The organism is Paracoccus rhizosphaerae (assembly GCF_026162645.1).
GTDB classification, from domain to species: Bacteria; Pseudomonadota; Alphaproteobacteria; order Rhodobacterales; family Rhodobacteraceae; genus Paracoccus; species Paracoccus rhizosphaerae.
Window position 1 is genome coordinate 1 of the sequence record NZ_JAOTBE010000014.1, and the last position, 15472, is coordinate 15472.

The window sequence follows — 15472 nt, forward strand, 5'->3', positions numbered from 1 at the left end:
TCTTGGGGAAGAAAGGGCGAAGGCGCACCATCTGTACCTCGGTCAGCCAAAACAGATTGCTCATCAATCAGGTCTCCTTACGAGCCCTGAATCACGCAAAGGAAGTGAAATCAATGGGTCTGGAGCCTATGGCTGGCTGGGCGGCTGCGAAAGGCCCGTAATCCACGCGGGCTGACATTCATCACCTGGCACAGCCGGTCGATCGGGAAGGCCCCATGCTGTTCTTCGATGAACCTGAACCTCACGGTGTCGGGCATTCACTCGGACCCATGGCGTTCATGCCCTCCATGGCTCGCGAAGAACTGGGTGGCTTTTTTAGGATGTCCCTCTCCTCCTTGAGGATACGGTTCTCGCGCCGAAGCCGTTCGTTCTCACGCGCCAGCTCGCGATCCTCGGCTGAGACTACGTCCGTGTCCCGAAGTGCGTTCACCCACTTATTGAGGGTCGACAAGCCGACCCCAAGATCATCCGCAACTTGACGCCGCGAAAGCCCGCTGGTCAGCGTAATCCGCACTGCATCCTTGCGAAATTCATCCGTCCTGACTGTGCCCATGGTTCATCTCCTCTGCTGCACATTACGTGGTCAAAGGAGCGGCACCAAACCGCGACAGGTCCGAAGGTCTTCTTCTCGGCGATCGCGCTCGCCGCAACCGTTATCTATTGGTTATGAGTGCAAACCCTAGACGGCCAAGGGGATCTTGCAGAGCCGAGCCATGACGCAAGACGCGGCCTGCCGCATCGTCTATGCCATTCCGCAGTCCGGCTAACTCCGTTCTGGCTAAGCTAGCCGCGACGCTGCCTGCCGGTTGGGCGGTCGATATGGCGACCGACCGTGCCGGTGATCACCCCCCGATGGCAATGCCTTCGCGGCGGGGGTCCGCCCCGCCCTGAAGCCCCTCGGGCGTGATCACGATACCCTGCAGCCCTGAGGTCAGGTCGGTCTCGTTCACCTCGAACCCCATCGCGGTCAGGTCGTCGGTCAGCGCGGCGGGAAGGTCCGCCTCGACGTCCATGGTGCCGAAACGGTTCACCAGATTCGGCGTTGCGACCGCCTGCTGGATGTCCATGCCCCAGTCCAGATGCGCGACGATGGCCTTGGCGACATAGCCGATGATCCGGCTGCCGCCGGGCGATCCAATAACCATCACCGGCTGCCCGTCCTGGCGCACGATGGTCGGGGCCATTGACGACCGCGGCCGTTTGCCCGGCGCCACCGCATTGGCGATGGGCCAGCCATTGGCGTCATGCGTCTCGAAGCTGAAGTCGGTCAGTTCGTTGTTCAGCAGGAATCCCGCCGCCATCAGGCGCGATCCGAACCCGTTCTCAATGGTCGTGGTCATCGACAAGGCGTTGCCATAGCTGTCGACAATAGAGATATGCGTGGTGGAGGGCAGTTCCAGCGCGCTGTCCTGACCCCACAGCATTGCGTGGCTCCAGCTTGGGTTGCCGGCGCTGACCTCGGGCAGGCTGTCGTCGCCTGACAGAAGTTCGGCACGCCGGGCCAGATAGGCCGGGTCCAGCAGCCCCTCGACCGGCACCGGGACATAGTCGCTGTCGGCCATGTAGCGGCCGCGATCCGCGAAGGCCAGCCGCGAGGCATCGCCGATCAGCCGCCACGCATCGGCACTTTCCGCGCCCATCGAAGCCAGGTCATAGCCGGCCAGCATCCCCAGGATCTGCCCCACCGTCAGCCCGCCGGACGAGGGCGGCCCCATCCCGCAGACGTCGTGGTCACGGTATTCGACGCAGACGGCAGGCCGCTCGACCACGTCATATGATGACAGATCCTCCTGCGACAGCAGGCCCGGATTGTCCTCGGCCCCGCGGACGGCGGCGACGATGTCCTGCGCGATCTCTCCGGTATAGAAGGCATCGGCGCCATCGGCGGCCAGCATCCGCAGCGTTTCGGCATAGGCGGGGTTGGTCAGCGTCGCGCCCTGCGCGATTGGATCACCGCTCGGAAAGAAGTAATCCGTCGTCGCCGGATAGCGGGACAGCGCGTCACCCTCTTCGGCGACCAGTCCGGCCAGGCGGGGCGAGACGGTGAATCCCTCCTCAGCCAGACGGATGCCATCCTCGAAGAGACCCGCCCAGTTGGCGCGTCCCCACTTGCGGTGGGCGACCTCCATCAGCCGAGGTGTGCCGGGGGTGCCGACAGAGCGTCCTCCGACCACGGCCTCCATGAACTCCAGCGGCTCGCCGTTGTTGTCCAGAAACAGGGTCGGCGTGGCCGCCATCGGCGCAGTCTCGCGGCCGTCCAGGGTGGTGATGTCGCCGGTGTCGCCGTCGTGCCAGACAAGGAACGCCCCGCCCCCCAGACCCGAGCTCTGCGGCTCGACCAGACCCAGGACGACCTGTACGGCGACCATGGCATCGGCTGCAGTGCCGCCCTGTTCCAGCACCCGCGCCCCAGCCTGGACCGCCAGCGGATGCGCGGCCGCCACCATCCAGTTCTGTGCGGCGACCGGCCGCCCGTCGGCCTTGGCCGCCAGCGCGTCCCGCGCCGCCTGCGTCAGGTCGCCGAAGCCGTCGGTGGTCACGTCGGCGCCAGATGCGCCCTCGGGCGCCAGCGCGTCGGCGGCCTGCTGTGCGGATACGAATGTCGCGCTGCCCAGAAGCAGCGCCAGTGCAAGTCCTGTCCGTGTCATCGGCTGACCTCATCTGTTCATGATGAAGTCAGTCTGACCCCGGCTTGCCTGTCGTGCAACCCTGAGGATCAGTCCTCGGCCGCCAGTGCGCGTTCCAGTTCGGGCAGGAAGCGGTTCTCGTAATCCTCGCGGATCAGCGGGCCGGCGTGGCGATAGAGGATTTCACCCTCGCCGTTCACGATGAAGGTCTCGGGCGGGGCGGTGACGCCCCAGTCGATGGCGGTGCGCCCGCGCGGATCGGTGGCAAGTGCCGCGAAGGGGTCGCCGTCTTCGGCCAGGAAGGACAGCGCATTGGCCTCGGGGTCCTTCAGGTCGATGCCATAGACCGGCAACTGTTCGGATAGGGCCGTCAGGGTGGGGTGTTCGGCCCGGCAGGGCGGGCACCAGCTGGCCCAGAAGTTCACCAGCTTGACGCCCGGCTCGCGCAGCATCGCATCCGTCAGCTGGGTCTTGCCCGGCAGGGTGGTCTGCGGAACGGCGGGTGCCTGCCGCCCGATCATCGCGGATGGCAGCTTGCCCGGATCGTCGCGGTTCATTCCCCAGAGGAAGGTCGCCGCAAGGGCCGCGAAGACCACGGGCGGCAGGATCATCAGCGGTGACAGCTTAGCCATTTTTGTCATGCTCTTCCAGGGCGCGGCGGGCGCGGGCGTTGGCGGCGACGGTCTGCCAGATCAGTCCCGCCAGCAGGGCCAGCCCCACGCCGTAAGCCAGCCAGACGGTGGCGGCGTATTTGCCAAGGTCGATCATGCGCGCATCTCCCGTGCCTGGAGGGCGGCTAGGCGCCGCCTGCGGATCTCGGTCCGGGTCCGGATCAGGACCAGCGCCAGGAACAGCAGCATGAAGCCCAGCATCGAGAGATAGAGGGGATAGCGATAGACCGCGCTCATCCGTTCGCCGGGCGCGACGGACAGCGACGCGCCCTGGTGCAGGCCCTGGTTCCAGAACAGCACCGCATAGCGCGACAGAAGCGCGAAGACCGATCCGACCAGGCACAGGACGCCCGTCAGGTCGGCGGCGCTGTCCGGGTCTTCGACCGCGGACCAGAGCGCGATATAGCCGACGTAGAACAGGAACAGGATCAGGAAGGAGGTCAGCCGCGGGTCCCATTCCCACCAGGTGCCCCACATCGGCTGGCCCCAGATCGCCCCGGTCGCCAGCGCGATCAGCGTCATCACGGCACCGATGGGCGCGGCGGCCTTGGCGGCCAGGGCGCTGACATGATGGCGGCGGATGATCCAAATGAGGGACGCGACCAGCATCATCACCCAGATGTTGATCGCCATCATGGCGGCGGGGACGTGCAGGAACACGATCTTGACCGTCGATCCCTGGCGGAAATCCTGGGGCGTCAGGAAGCCCCAGACCAGACCGCCCACGCAGCAGACGGCCGCGCCTGCAACCAGCCAGGGCAGAAGCCCGTCGGTCGTGCGCATGAACTTGGTCGGGTTGGCGTATTCCCAGATCGACATTCTTCCTCCTACCCGCGCGGTACGCGCCTTCTCAAGGGCTTCACCGCAGATTGATCCGCAACGCGGCGGCGGCGGCGAAGGGGATCAGCGCCGCCGCCGCCAGCGTGATGCCGGCCAGGAAGACCAGCGGCGTCTGGACGGCCGCACCCTCGGCCCCCCGGCGCGTCACCTCGGCCCCGAAGATCAGTGTGGGGATATAGAGCGGCAGGACCAACAGCGACAAAAGCAGCCCCCCGCGGCGCAGGCCCACGGTGATCGCGGCGCCGAATGCCCCCAGCATTGACAGCGCCGGCGTGCCCAGCAGCAGCGACAGGACCAGCCACGGCATCGCCGCCGGCGGCAATTGCAGCAGCACGCCGAAGACTGGCGCGGCCAGGATCAGCGGCAGGCCCGTCGTGATCCAGTGCGCCAGCGCCTTGACGGCGACCGTGCCTTCCAAGGGCAGGGGCGCCGTCGCCAGCAGGTCCAGGCTGCCGTCCTCGTGATCCAGCGCGAAGATGCGGTCCAGAGACAAAAGGCAGGCCAGCAGCGCGCCAACCCAAAGGATGCCGGGCGCGACCGGCGCCAGCGCCGCGCGATCCGGCCCGATGCCGAAGGGCACCAGCGCCGAGAGGACCAGGAAGAACGCCACACCCAGGCCAAAACCGCCCCCTGCCCTGGTCGCCAGCCGCAGGTCGCGGATCAGCAGCGCGATCATGCAAAGGCCTCGTTGAAGCCCGAGGGGCGGGACGTGCGGCCGGGCCGGGCGCGGAAGGGCGTCAGGTCCAGCACCCGCGCCTCGGCCACGCCAAGGTCGATATGGGTGGCGATCAGCGCCGCGCCCCCTTGCCCCAGGTGGTCGCGAATCACGACTGCAAAGCGCGCGACCGAGGCCGCGTCGAGGGACACGGTCGGTTCGTCCAGCACCCAGAGCGGCCGCCCCGTCACCAGCAGGCGCGCCAGCCCCAGCCGGCGCTTCTGCCCCGCAGACAGTGCTGCCGCCGGACGGTCGGCCAGCGCCTGCAGGTCCATCGCCGCCAGCGCGGCCGCCACACCGTCGCCGCCGAAGACCTGCGCCCAGAAACGCAGGTTCTCGGCGGCGGTCAGGGCGGGCTTCAACCCGTCGGCATGGGCGGCGTAGGCCACCGCGTCATCGGGAATGGTGATGCGCCCTTCCACCGGCGGCTGAAGACCGGCGACGGTGCGCAGCAGCGTCGTCTTGCCGATGCCGTTGGGGCCGCGCAGGATCAGCGCCTGCCCCGGATCGAGGGTGAAGCCGACGCCCTCGACGGCGCGCAGACCGCCGCGGGACACCGCCAGCCCCTCGACGGTCAGAAGCGTCACAGGGGCAGCAGCGCGCAGGCGACGCGGCGGCCTTCGGACAGGGTGACGTTGTAGGTCCGGGCCGCGGTGGGCGACGGCATCGACTCGACCCGGATGCCCAGCCCCTCCAGCAGCGCGGTCAGGGGCCGGGGGGCATAGCCGATCTGCTCGCCAAGGCCCAGGAACAGGACGTCGACCCGACCCTCCAGCGCCCGCAGCGGGTCAAGGTCGCCCAGCCCCTGCCATTGCTGGATGCGGTCGCCCTCGACCACGACGCCGCCTTGGAAGACCTTGCCGGCAATGCGGAAGAAGCCGGGGCCATAGCTGTCGACGGCGTTCTTCCCCTCGAAGTCGGTCGGCTCCAGCACTAGACCTCCTCGGCGCCCTCGAAGGGCGACACGTTGCGGCGCGTCTTGGGGTCCTTGGGATCCGGCTTGCCCCAGTCGCGGCGCACGCCCAGCCACAGGACCACGTTCTTGGCGACGTAGATCGACGAATAGGTACCGATCAGGATGCCGAAGGTGATCGCGAAGACAAAGCCGCGGATCACGTCGCCGCCCAGGGCCAGCAGCGCGATCAGCGCCACCAGCGTCGTGCCCGAGGTCATCACGGTCCGCGACAGCGTCTCGTTCACCGACAGGTTCATCAGTTCGCGCAGCGGACGGGTCTTGTACTTGACCAGGTTCTCTCGCAGGCGGTCGAAGACGACGACGGTGTCGTTGATCGAATAGCCGACGATGGTCAGCAGCGCCGCGATGGTCGTCAGGTCGAACCGGATCTGGAACAGCGCGAAGACCCCCATCGTGATCAGCACGTCATGGAGCAGCGACACGATGGCGCCCATCGCGAACTGCCATTCGAAGCGCAGCCAGATATAGATCGAGATCGCGACAAGCGACGCCAGCACGGCGTAGACCGCCGTCTGCACCAGTTCGCCCGAGACCTTCGGCCCGACCGATTCGACGGACGGGAAGGTGATCGAAGGATCGACCTCCTGCAGCGCGCTTTCGACGGCGGCGATGGTGTCGGGTGTCACGGCCTCGGCCCCGTCCTGGGCGCTGATGCGGACCTGGGCCACGTTCTGTTCGGGCCCGAAGGTCGGGTCGAACACCTCGGTGATGGCGACGTCGCCCAGGTTCAGCGGCTGCAGCGCATTGCGATAGGCACCGACATCGACCGGCTGCACCGATTCCGTGCGGATCGTCGTGCCGCCGCGGAAGTCGATGCCGAAGTTCAGCCCGTTCAAGAACAGCACCACGACGGACGCCACCGCCAGCAGGGTCGAGATCCCGAAGGTCAGGAACTGCCAGCGGAAGAAGTCGATCCGCGTTTCGTCGGGAACCAGTTTCAGACGAAATGCCATGTCAGACCTCAATCTCTTTCGGGCGGGCGCGTTCGAACCAGATGACGGTGATCAGCCGCGTCAGGAACAGCGCTGTGAAGACCGAGGTCACGATGCCGATGGTCAGGGTGACGGCGAACCCCTTGACCGGGCCGGACCCCAGAACAAACAGGATTGCCGCAATGATCAGCGTGGTGATGTTGGCGTCAACGATGGCCGACATGGCCTTTTCATAACCAAGCTCGATCGCGCGGGCGGGGCCGCGGGCGGTCTTCAGCTCTTCCCGGATGCGTTCGAAGACCAGTACGTTGGCGTCGACCGCCATGCCGATGGTCAGCACGATCCCCGCGATGCCAGGCAGCGTCAGCGTCGCGCCGATGATCGAAAGCACGGCGAACAGAAGCAGCATGTTGAAGGCCAGCGCAACGGTCGCGAATATGCCGAAGCGGCCATAGGACAGGATCATCAGCGCCACCACGGCGACGAAGCCCACCGCGGCCGCGACCTTGCCGGCATCGACGCTGTCCTGGCCAAGTTCCGGCCCGATGGTGCGTTCCTCAAGGAAGGTCATCTCGGCCGGCAGGGCGCCTGCGCGCAAAAGGACCGCCAGCCGGTTCGCCTGGTCAAAATCCATCGAGCCCGATATCTGGCCCGACCCCGTCGTGATCGCGGACCGGATCACCGGGGCCGAGATCACCTCGTTGTCCAGGACGATCGCGAAGGGCTGGCCGATATTGGCCGAGGTATAGGCCCCAAAGGCGCGCGCGCCGGTCGGGTTGAACCGGAAATTGACCGAGGGCAGGCCGTTCTCGTCAGTCGCCGGCATGGCGTCGACCAGATCCTCGCCGGTGACGACGGGGCTGTCCTCCAGGATATAGTAGAGGCCTTCCTGATCCACCGACGGCGCGATGGTCTGGCCCAGACCCGGCTGCGCATTGGCATCGCCGGTCGATCCGACGACCGGGTTGAAGGTCAGCTGCGCGGTCGTGCCGATCAGCTCCTTCAGTTCGCTGGCCGAACCGATGCCGGGGACCTGGATCAGGATGCGATCCTCGCCCTGGCGCATGATCGTCGGTTCGCGGGTGCCGACCTCGTCGACGCGGCGGCGCACGATCTCCAGCGACTGCTGGATGGTGCGGTCGTCCGTCACGGCCTTTTCGGCGTCCGACAGCTGGATGGTCAGGGTGGCGCCCTGCGCCTGGATCGCCAGCGACTGCTGACCGGCCCCGGTCAGCGTGGTGACGGGGTTGGAAAAGCCGCGGACGATTTCCACCGCGCGGGCCATCTGGTCAGGGTTGCCGATCTCGATCGCCAGTGTGCCTTCGGGGGAGGGCACGCGGCGGATGGCGCCGACCGTCTCGCGCTCGGCCGCCAGGGCGCGGCGCAGTTCCGGCCAGAGCGAATCCATGCGGGCCTTGTAGACCTGCTCGACCTGCACCTCGCCCAGAAGATGGGCGCCGCCGCGCAGGTCCAGGCCCAGATTGACCAGGCTGTTGGGCATCCAGGACGGCCAGCCGTCACGGGCCGCCGCCAGTTCGGGCGTCTCGACGCCAGTCGCCTCGATCCGGGCCACGGCGTCGTTATGCGCCTCGACCCGCGAATAGAAGGCATTGGGCAGCGCATAGAGCAGGCCCAGAAGGCAGATCCCGATGATCAGGATGCGCTTCCAGCGGTCAATCTGCAGCATGGTGGCTTACGCCTTTCACTTGTTGGCGGCGACCGGTTCGGTCTTGCTGACCACCTGGGCCAGGGTGCTGCGGATCACGCGGACACGGACGCCCTGCGCGATCTCGACTTCCAGTTCATCGTCGCGGACGGCGGCGACCTTGCCCAGGATGCCGCCCTGTGTGACCACCTGATCGCCCTTCTTGACCGCCTCGACCATGGCGCGGTGCTGCTTGAGGCGCTTCTGCTGCGGGCGGATCATCAGGAAGTACATGATCGCGAAGATCAGGATCAGCGGGATGAACTGCGCGAAGGCAGCGCCCGCACCGGCGCCGCCGGCGGCTTGGGCATAGGCGGGGGTCACGAACATCGATGGTCCTTTCGGTCAGGTGGCACGGCCCCTTGGCCGCGTCAGGATTGGCGCGCAACCTATCCGCGCCGCCCGCCCTTGGCAAGAAAGCGGCCCCCGCCTGCCCGACAAGTGCCGTGACGGCTTCGTGATCGGGGTGAAGCCTGACCACGTGCGGGCGGGCGGACTGGAAAACGCGTCGCCAGTGGCCGCCGCGCTTGAACGCAAACCGCTCAGACCGGCTGCGCGCGTTCCACCAGCCGCGCAAAGAAGCTGGCGCCGACGGGGGCGATCTCATCGTTGAAGTCGTACGTCGGATTGTGGACGCCCGGCCCGTCCCCCTGCCCCAGGAACAGATAGCAGCCCGGACGCGCGTTCAGCAGATAGCTGAAGTCCTCGGCCCCCATCTCGCGCCCGCTGTCTGGGGCGACATTTGCCTCACCTGCGATTTCGCGGGCGACCTCGACCGCGAAGGCAGCCTCTGCGGAGTCGTTGACGGTGGCCGGATAGCCCTGCTGATAATCCAGCGCGATCTGCACGTCATAGGCCGCGGCCTGGCCCTCGCAGATCTGCGTCATGCGGCGGCGAACCATGTCGCGCACCTGCGGCGCGAAGGTACGGACCGTGCCGCAGATGTAAGCGGTGTCCGGGACGATGTTGTCGGCGCTGCCGGTGTGGATCTGCGTCACCGACAGCGCCAGGTCGTCCAGCGCGTAGTGGTTGCGGCTGGAGATGGTCTGGATCGCGCTGACGACGCCCACCGCCGCGACGACCGGATCGGCGGTCAGGTGCGGCAGCGCCCCATGTCCGCCACGCCCCTTCACATGGATCTCGAACGTGTCGACGGCGGCCATGATGGGTCCCGGCGTGGTGCGGAAGCTGCCCGCGTCCTGACCCGGATTGTTGTGCATGGCGAAGACGCGGGTGATGCCGAAGCGGTCCATCAGGCCGTCCCGCACCATCGCCTCGCCACCGCCGCCGGCCTCTTCGGCGGGCTGGAAGATCAGCGCGACGCGCCCCGCGAAGTTGCGCGTCTCGGCCAGATAGCGCGCCGCCCCCAGCAGCATTGTCGTGTGGCCGTCATGTCCGCAGGCATGCATCCGCCCCGGCACGATGGAGGCCCATTCAGCCCCCGTCACTTCGTCCATCGGAAGCGCGTCCATGTCGGCGCGCAGGCCGATCGTCGGACCGTCACCCTGCCCCTGGATGATGCCCACGACACCGGTCCGGCCGATCCCCTCGTGGATCTGGTCCACGCCGAAGTCGCGCAGGCGCTGGACCACGAAGGCAGCGGTCTGGTGGCAGTCGAAGCCCAGTTCGGGATGCCGGTGAAGGTGGCGCCGCCATGCGGTCATGTCATCAGCGAAATCCGCAATGCGGTTCAGGACGGGCATGTGGACTTGGACCTTTCGCTGTGGCAGTCGGAAGGGGCATCTTCAGCGTCCGCAAGGGAATTGCAATGGCCGACACACGCGACCCCTCAGCCGAGATCACGCGCCTTCTGAGCATCATGGCCGCGCTTCGCGACCCCAAGACCGGCTGCCCCTGGGACATCGAGCAGACCTTCGCCACCATCGCCCCCTACACGATCGAAGAGGCCCACGAGGTCGAGGACGCGATTCAGCGCGAGGCCTGGGAGGAGCTGCCGGGAGAGCTGGGCGACCTGCTGTTGCAGGTCGTATTCCAGGCGCAGATCGCGCAGGAAGGCGGGATGTTTGATTTCGCCGACTGTGCGGCGGCCATCAGCGACAAGCTGATCTTCCGCCACCCGCACGTCTTTGGCGACGAATCCCGCGACAAGTCGGCCGAGCAGCAGGTGAAGGACTGGGAAGCGATCAAAGCGGTCGAGCGTGCGGGCAAGGCCGAACGTGGCACGCTGGACGGGGTGGCGTTGGGCCTGCCGGCGCTGACGCGGGCGGTCAAGCTGCAGAATCGCGCCGCGCGCGTCGGCTTCGACTGGCCGGGCCCCGGCGACGTGCTGGCCAAGATATCGGAAGAGACGGCCGAGTTGGTCGAGGCGCGGGACGAGCTTGGCCCAGACGCGCTGGAGGAAGAGTTCGGCGACCTGATGTTCGTGATGGCGAACCTGGCGCGCCACCTGAAGATCGACCCCGAACTGGCCCTGCGCCGCGCCAACGCCAAGTTCACACGTCGCTTCCAGTCGATCGAATCCGCGCTGGCCGCCGAGGGCCGCAGCCCCCAGGACAGCCACCTGGCCGAGATGGACCGGTTGTGGGACAAAGCCAAGCTGGCCGAAAAGGCTGCCCGCTGACCTCAGGCGGGTTGCGCCACCTGTCCCAGCGCGGCGTCATAGACCTCGATCCCGCCTTTCGGGGCACCTTCCGACAGGGTGCGTTTCCAGCTGCGGGCGCCGGGGCGGCCGTGGAAGAGGCCCAGCATGTGGCGCGTGAACTGGTGCAGTCGCCCGCCCTGAGCCAGGTGGTCGGCGATCACAGGGCGCATCGCCCGCGCCACGTCCAGCGGATCGTCGAAGGGTGGCCGTTCCCCCCAGAGGCTGTCGGCCGAACCGAGGATGTTCCACGGCTCGTGATAGGCAGCGCGTCCGATCATCGCACCGTCCATGACCGCCAGGTGACTCCGCGCCTCCTCAAGGCCGGGGATGCCGCCGTTCACCGACAGGTGCATGTCCGGAAACTGCGCCTTCATCGCGTGGACCAGCGGATAGTCCAAAGGCGGGATCTCTCGGTTCTCTTTGGGGTTCAGGCCCTGCAGCCAAGCCTTGCGGGCATGGATGGCCATGCGGCGGATGCCGGCCTGTCGCATCGTCTCGATGAACTGCGGCAGAACCTCCTCGGGCTGCTGGTCGTCGACGCCGATGCGGCACTTGACGGTGATCTCGACCGGGCTGACGGCCTGCATCGCCGTGACGCAATCGGCGACGACCTGGGGGCTTTTCATCAGAACCGCACCGAAGGCCCCGGACTGGACCCGGTCGCTGGGGCAGCCGCAGTTCAGGTTGATCTCGTCATATCCCCATTCCCCGGCGATCCGCGTCGCATCGCGCAATTCGGCCGGGTCGGAACCGCCCAGCTGAAGCGCCAGCGGATGCTCATCCGCATGAAAGTCCAGAAGCCGCGGCCGGTCGCCGTGAATGACCGCCGGCGCCGTCACCATTTCGGTATAGAGCAGCGCCCTGCGCGACATCAGCCGGTGGAACCGGCGACAGTTGCGGTCTGTCCAGTCCATCATCGGCGCGACCGAGAGCCTGGCGGCCCCCCCAACGCCATCATTCGCTAAGTTGTCTTTCAAGCATCACCCGTGTGACTTGACCCGAAACCGCATCGGCGCAGGCGGAAGGACGGCACCCTATCCCAACTTGCGCCGATCGGCAAACCTCTGCCCCCTGCTTCGGTCGAGATGACCACGGGGGCATTCTTCCACGTTGACCTCGGCCCAGTTTGCGGGCATCGCTGTGGCCGATGGTTCCCGTGTCGGCCAAGGCTCCGACCGGGTGAAAAGGGAACGCGGTGAGGAGTAGCCAACAGGCGCCGAATCCGCGACTGCCCCCGCAACTGTAAGCGGCGAGCCGACCCCACGATGCCACTGGCGCACCTGCGTCGGGAAGGCGGGGAAGGCCATGATCCGCAAGTCAGGAGACCTGCCATCGTCACCGAAGCCAGCCCGGGCGGGGTGCCCCGGAGAAAGACCGCATGTGCCGACACGTGGCGATCGCCAAGCCTGACCGCCGGATGCCGCGAAGCCGATGGGTAACCCCTGTCCTTCGTCGTTGCGCCTTCTTCAGCCCCGTCCTTCGCATGATGAAGGACGACATGATGACAAGATTTCCCCTGATCACGCTGGTGGTCCTGGCGTCGGCACCCGCCGCCATGGCCGCGCCGACCGAATATCCCCTGACCATCGACAATTGCGGCCACGCCCTGACGTTTCCGGCACGACCCGACAACGTAGTGTCAATCGGGCAGGCCACGACCGAGATCCTCTATGCCCTGGGCCAGGCCGACCGCATGGCGGGCACCTCGCTGTGGTTCAACGAAGTGCTGCCGCGTTTTGCGGAAGAAGACGCGAAGGTCGAGCGGATCAGCGACAACGCGCCCAGCTTCGAATCCGTGGTGAACAAGCGCCCCGGCTTCGTGCCGGCGGTGTTCGAATGGATGATCGGCGACCAGGGCGCGGTGGGCACGCGGCAGCAGTTCGCCGACCTGGGCGTCCCGGCCTATGTCATGCCCGCCGACTGCCAAGGCAAGGACAACCTGGTGGGCTCGGACGGCACGCGGCTGGTGCCCTTCGACATCCAGACCCTGTGGGACGGGATCGACCAGATGGCCGAGGTCATGGACGCGCAGGAGGCCGGTGATGCGCTGATCACCGATCTGCAGGCGCGCGAGGCTGCCGTCGTCGAACGGGTCCGGGACTTGGACCTTGCCGATGTATCCGCGGCGGTCTGGTTCTCGTCTGCGGATCTTGAGCTTGATCCCTACATGGCGGGCGGCATGGGCATCCCCGCCTGGATGCTGCAGCGGTTGGGCCTGCGCAATGTCGTCACCTCTGACGAGGAATGGCCGACCGTGGGATGGGAGACGATCGCCCGCGCCGACCCGTCCGTCCTGGTGATCGCACGCATGGACCGCCGCCGCTTTCCGGCTGACGATGTCGACGAAAAGCTGCGCTTTCTGAAATCGGACCCAGTGACCAGCCAGATGATCGCCGTGAGGGGAAACCGCATCGTGATCCTGGATGCCGAGGCGATGCATGCCAGCATCCGCCTGATCGACGGGCTGGAGCATCTGGCACGGGGCATGGAAGGACTGGCTGAATGACGACCGACGCCGGTGTCATGGTCCGACCCCGCCCGGGGCTTGCTGCCTGGTGGTGGGTGCCGCTGCTGATCCTGGCCGCGCCCTTGGCCGGCACGGCGATGGGAGAAACCCCCATCGCCCTGGGCACGGTCCTGCGGGCCTTCGCCAACCAGTTGTGGGACGCCGGTTATGCGGTCGATCCGATCGACCAGGGCATCGTCTGGTCCTATCGCCTGCCGCGCGCGCTGGTCGCCGGGGCCTGCGGGGCGGGACTGGCGATCTCGGGCCTGGTCCTGCAGACCCTGCTGCGCAATGCGCTGGCCGACCCCTATCTGCTGGGCATCTCGGCCGGGGCGTCCACGGGGGCGGTCGTTGTGGCGGTGGCCGGGATCGGCGGCGCGTTCCTTCCGATGTCTGCGGGTGCGCTGCTGGGCGCCATGGCGGCGTTCGGAATGGTCACGGGACTGGCCCGGCTGGCAGGCGGGGGGCCCACTGCGCGAGGGGCGGCACAGATCGTGCTGGCCGGCATCGCGGGGTCGCAGCTGTTCAACGCGCTGACCAGCTTCATCATCGCCCGGTCCGCCAGTGCCGAGCAGGCCCGCGGGATCATGTTCTGGCTGCTGGGCAACCTCTCGGGCGTCAGGTGGGACGACGTCGTGCTGGCGGTCGCTGCCGTGACGACTGCCCTGGGTGCGGCGTTCTGGCATGTCCGGTCGCTGGACGCCTTCACCTTCGGCAGCGAATCGGCGGCCTCTCTCGGGGTGCCGGTGCGGCGGGTGCAGGCGGTGCTGATCCTGGCCACGGCGGCGGCGACGGCCGCGATGGTGTCGATCACCGGCGCCATCGGGTTCGTCGGCCTGGTGGTCCCGCATGCCGCGCGGCTTCTGGTCGGCAGCCGGCACGCGCGCCTGGTGCCGGCGTCGGCGCTGATCGGCATGGTCTTCCTGATCGCGGCCGACGTGATCGCGCGGATGCTGGTGCCGGGCCAGACCTTGCCCATCGGCGTCGTGACCGCCCTTGTCGGCGCCCCGGCCTTCGCCGTGATCCTGATCCGCGCAAGGTCCGCGGCATGATCCTTGAGGCGCGTCACGTGCGGCGCCGGGTTCGCGGCCGCACCCTGCTGGACGACGTCAGCCTGACAATTTCCACGGGCGAGGTTCTGGGCCTTGTCGGGCCCAACGGTTCGGGAAAGTCGACGCTGATGCGGCTGCTGGCGGGGCTGGTTCGCCCGGACCGGGGTCACGTGATCCTGGACGGTCGCCCCATGGCCGACCTGTCGCAGCGCGAAATCGCGCGTCGGATCGCGCTTGTCGCCCAAAGCGCCGAGACTGCGGATCGCATCACCGTCCGCGACGCCGTGGCCTTGGGCAGGACCCCTTGGCTGGACGCCCTGAGCCCGTGGTCCGCGCAGGACGATGCCGAGGTGGCCCATGCGCTGAGGCGGGTGGACCTGGCGCACCTTGCCCTGCGCGACTGGTCGACCCTGTCGGGAGGAGAGCGCCAGCGTGCCCATATCGCCCGCGCGCTGGCGCAGACTCCGCAAATCCTGCTGCTGGACGAGCCGACGAATCATCTGGACATCCGGCACCAGCTGTCGGTCCTGGATCTGGTCGGCGGCTTGGGCGTCTCGACAGTGATCGCCCTGCACGACCTGAACCACGCGATGCGATGCGACCGGCTTGCGGTGCTGCAGGACGGCCGCCTTCAGGCGCTCGGCCCGCCGGCAGAGGTGCTGAACCCCGCCATCCTGGCCCAGGTCTTCGGCGTCCGCGCCAGCGCCTTGATCGACCCCCAGGACGGCAGTCGAATCATGCGGTTTCATCCGATCGACTGAGGGGGCCGCGCCACGCCCAGGCTGAGCCGCGCGGCCGGGTGCAACAGCATCGCGTGTCCGACCCGTGGCAGCTTCTGCCGCCCAT

The 15472-nt window shown here is 67.5% G+C and carries 16 protein-coding genes, 1 pseudogene and 1 riboswitch; of the genes and pseudogenes, 4 read left to right on the plus strand and 13 right to left on the minus strand.

Going from position 1 to position 15472, the window contains the following annotated elements:
• Positions 1-125: 125 nt before the first annotated feature.
• The 12 genes and pseudogenes from OC184_RS07285 to OC184_RS07340 form a co-directional block, all read right to left on the minus strand.
• Positions 126-553 (minus strand): annotated as a pseudogene (locus tag OC184_RS07285) (transposase); the annotation flags it as partial.
• Between the two features lie 289 nt (positions 554-842).
• Positions 843-2648, minus strand: coding sequence for a gamma-glutamyltransferase (gene ggt / locus OC184_RS07290; RefSeq protein ID WP_265506530.1), 1806 nt, complete (start codon positions 2646-2648; stop codon positions 843-845).
• 68 nt (positions 2649-2716) lie between these two features.
• The gene (locus OC184_RS07295; RefSeq protein WP_265506531.1) at positions 2717-3259 is read right to left on the minus strand and encodes a DsbE family thiol:disulfide interchange protein; all 543 of its coding nucleotides are present in this window, start codon (positions 3257-3259) and stop codon (positions 2717-2719) included.
• The gene (ccmD, locus tag OC184_RS07300) at positions 3252-3395 is read right to left on the minus strand and encodes a heme exporter protein CcmD (RefSeq protein WP_265506532.1); all 144 of its coding nucleotides are present in this window, start codon (positions 3393-3395) and stop codon (positions 3252-3254) included. The genes OC184_RS07295 and ccmD overlap by 8 nt, the downstream gene beginning before the upstream one ends.
• Positions 3392-4117, minus strand: coding sequence for a heme ABC transporter permease (locus OC184_RS07305; RefSeq protein WP_265506533.1), 726 nt, complete (start codon positions 4115-4117; stop codon positions 3392-3394). The genes ccmD and OC184_RS07305 overlap by 4 nt, the downstream gene beginning before the upstream one ends.
• A gap of 40 nt (positions 4118-4157) precedes the next feature.
• Positions 4158-4814 carry a heme exporter protein CcmB gene (ccmB, locus tag OC184_RS07310; RefSeq protein ID WP_265506535.1) on the minus strand — a complete coding sequence of 219 codons (657 nt, stop codon included), beginning with the start codon at positions 4812-4814 and terminating at the stop codon, positions 4158-4160.
• Positions 4811-5440, minus strand: a complete 630-nt coding sequence (ccmA, locus tag OC184_RS07315; protein ID WP_265506537.1) for a heme ABC exporter ATP-binding protein CcmA — start codon at positions 5438-5440, stop codon at positions 4811-4813. The genes ccmB and ccmA overlap by 4 nt, the downstream gene beginning before the upstream one ends.
• Positions 5437-5787, minus strand: coding sequence for an Mth938-like domain-containing protein (locus OC184_RS07320; RefSeq protein ID WP_265506538.1), 351 nt, complete (start codon positions 5785-5787; stop codon positions 5437-5439). The genes ccmA and OC184_RS07320 overlap by 4 nt, the downstream gene beginning before the upstream one ends.
• The gene (gene secF / locus OC184_RS07325) at positions 5787-6782 is read right to left on the minus strand and encodes a protein translocase subunit SecF (RefSeq protein ID WP_265506539.1); all 996 of its coding nucleotides are present in this window, start codon (positions 6780-6782) and stop codon (positions 5787-5789) included. The genes OC184_RS07320 and secF overlap by 1 nt, the downstream gene beginning before the upstream one ends.
• A gap of 1 nt (position 6783) precedes the next feature.
• A complete protein-coding gene (gene secD / locus OC184_RS07330) occupies positions 6784-8448 on the minus strand; it encodes a protein translocase subunit SecD (protein WP_265506540.1) in 1665 nt (554 codons plus the stop codon).
• Positions 8449-8463: 15 nt separating this feature from the next.
• Entirely contained in the window at positions 8464-8796 is a 333-nt protein-coding gene (gene yajC, locus OC184_RS07335) for a preprotein translocase subunit YajC (protein ID WP_265506541.1), read from the minus strand.
• Positions 8797-9008: 212 nt separating this feature from the next.
• Complete coding sequence (locus OC184_RS07340; protein WP_265506542.1) at positions 9009-10169, minus strand: M20 aminoacylase family protein; 1161 nt, start codon at positions 10167-10169, stop codon at positions 9009-9011.
• Positions 10170-10234: 65 nt separating this feature from the next.
• Here OC184_RS07340 and mazG point away from each other — a divergent pair, with 65 nt between their 5' ends.
• Complete coding sequence (mazG, locus tag OC184_RS07345) at positions 10235-11047, plus strand: nucleoside triphosphate pyrophosphohydrolase (protein ID WP_265506543.1); 813 nt, start codon at positions 10235-10237, stop codon at positions 11045-11047.
• Between the two features lie 2 nt (positions 11048-11049).
• Here mazG and dusA read toward each other — a convergent pair whose 3' ends face one another.
• On the minus strand, positions 11050-12045 hold the full coding sequence (dusA, locus tag OC184_RS07350) for a tRNA dihydrouridine(20/20a) synthase DusA (RefSeq protein WP_265506544.1): 996 nt from the start codon (positions 12043-12045) through the stop codon (positions 11050-11052).
• A 154-nt stretch (positions 12046-12199) separates the two neighbouring features.
• Positions 12200-12416, plus strand: a riboswitch (cobalamin riboswitch).
• Positions 12417-12566: 150 nt separating this feature from the next.
• Here dusA and OC184_RS07355 point away from each other — a divergent pair.
• From OC184_RS07355 to OC184_RS07365, 3 genes are read left to right on the plus strand one after another with little or no spacing between them, the layout of a single operon-like run.
• Entirely contained in the window at positions 12567-13574 is a 1008-nt protein-coding gene (locus OC184_RS07355) for an ABC transporter substrate-binding protein (protein ID WP_378926960.1), read from the plus strand.
• Positions 13571-14626 (plus strand): FecCD family ABC transporter permease, encoded by a 1056-nt coding sequence (locus tag OC184_RS07360; RefSeq protein WP_378926962.1) that lies wholly within the window; start codon positions 13571-13573, stop codon positions 14624-14626. Before OC184_RS07355 ends, OC184_RS07360 begins: the two co-directional genes overlap by 4 nt.
• The gene (locus OC184_RS07365; protein WP_265506546.1) at positions 14623-15387 is read left to right on the plus strand and encodes an ABC transporter ATP-binding protein; all 765 of its coding nucleotides are present in this window, start codon (positions 14623-14625) and stop codon (positions 15385-15387) included. The genes OC184_RS07360 and OC184_RS07365 overlap by 4 nt, the downstream gene beginning before the upstream one ends.
• Positions 15388-15472: the final 85 nt, after the last annotated feature.

Bases quoted from the DNA above. Each gene is read 5' to 3' on its own strand.
- ggt (WP_265506530.1), bottom strand. From the start codon at position 2,648: ATGACACGGACAGGACTTGCACTGGCGCTGCTTCTGGGCAGCGCGACA.
- OC184_RS07295 (WP_265506531.1), bottom strand. From the start codon at position 3,259: ATGGCTAAGCTGTCACCGCTGATGATCCTGCCGCCCGTGGTCTTCGCG.
- ccmD (WP_265506532.1), bottom strand. From the start codon at position 3,395: ATGATCGACCTTGGCAAATACGCCGCCACCGTCTGGCTGGCTTACGGC.
- OC184_RS07305 (WP_265506533.1), bottom strand. From the start codon at position 4,117: ATGTCGATCTGGGAATACGCCAACCCGACCAAGTTCATGCGCACGACC.
- ccmB (WP_265506535.1), bottom strand. From the start codon at position 4,814: ATGATCGCGCTGCTGATCCGCGACCTGCGGCTGGCGACCAGGGCAGGG.
- secF (WP_265506539.1), bottom strand. From the start codon at position 6,782: ATGGCATTTCGTCTGAAACTGGTTCCCGACGAAACGCGGATCGACTTC.
- secD (WP_265506540.1), bottom strand. From the start codon at position 8,448: ATGCTGCAGATTGACCGCTGGAAGCGCATCCTGATCATCGGGATCTGC.
- yajC (WP_265506541.1), bottom strand. From the start codon at position 8,796: ATGTTCGTGACCCCCGCCTATGCCCAAGCCGCCGGCGGCGCCGGTGCG.
- OC184_RS07340 (WP_265506542.1), bottom strand. From the start codon at position 10,169: ATGCCCGTCCTGAACCGCATTGCGGATTTCGCTGATGACATGACCGCA.
- mazG (WP_265506543.1), top strand. From the start codon at position 10,235: ATGGCCGACACACGCGACCCCTCAGCCGAGATCACGCGCCTTCTGAGC.
- OC184_RS07355 (WP_378926960.1), top strand. From the start codon at position 12,567: ATGATGACAAGATTTCCCCTGATCACGCTGGTGGTCCTGGCGTCGGCA.
- OC184_RS07360 (WP_378926962.1), top strand. From the start codon at position 13,571: ATGACGACCGACGCCGGTGTCATGGTCCGACCCCGCCCGGGGCTTGCT.
- OC184_RS07365 (WP_265506546.1), top strand. From the start codon at position 14,623: ATGATCCTTGAGGCGCGTCACGTGCGGCGCCGGGTTCGCGGCCGCACC.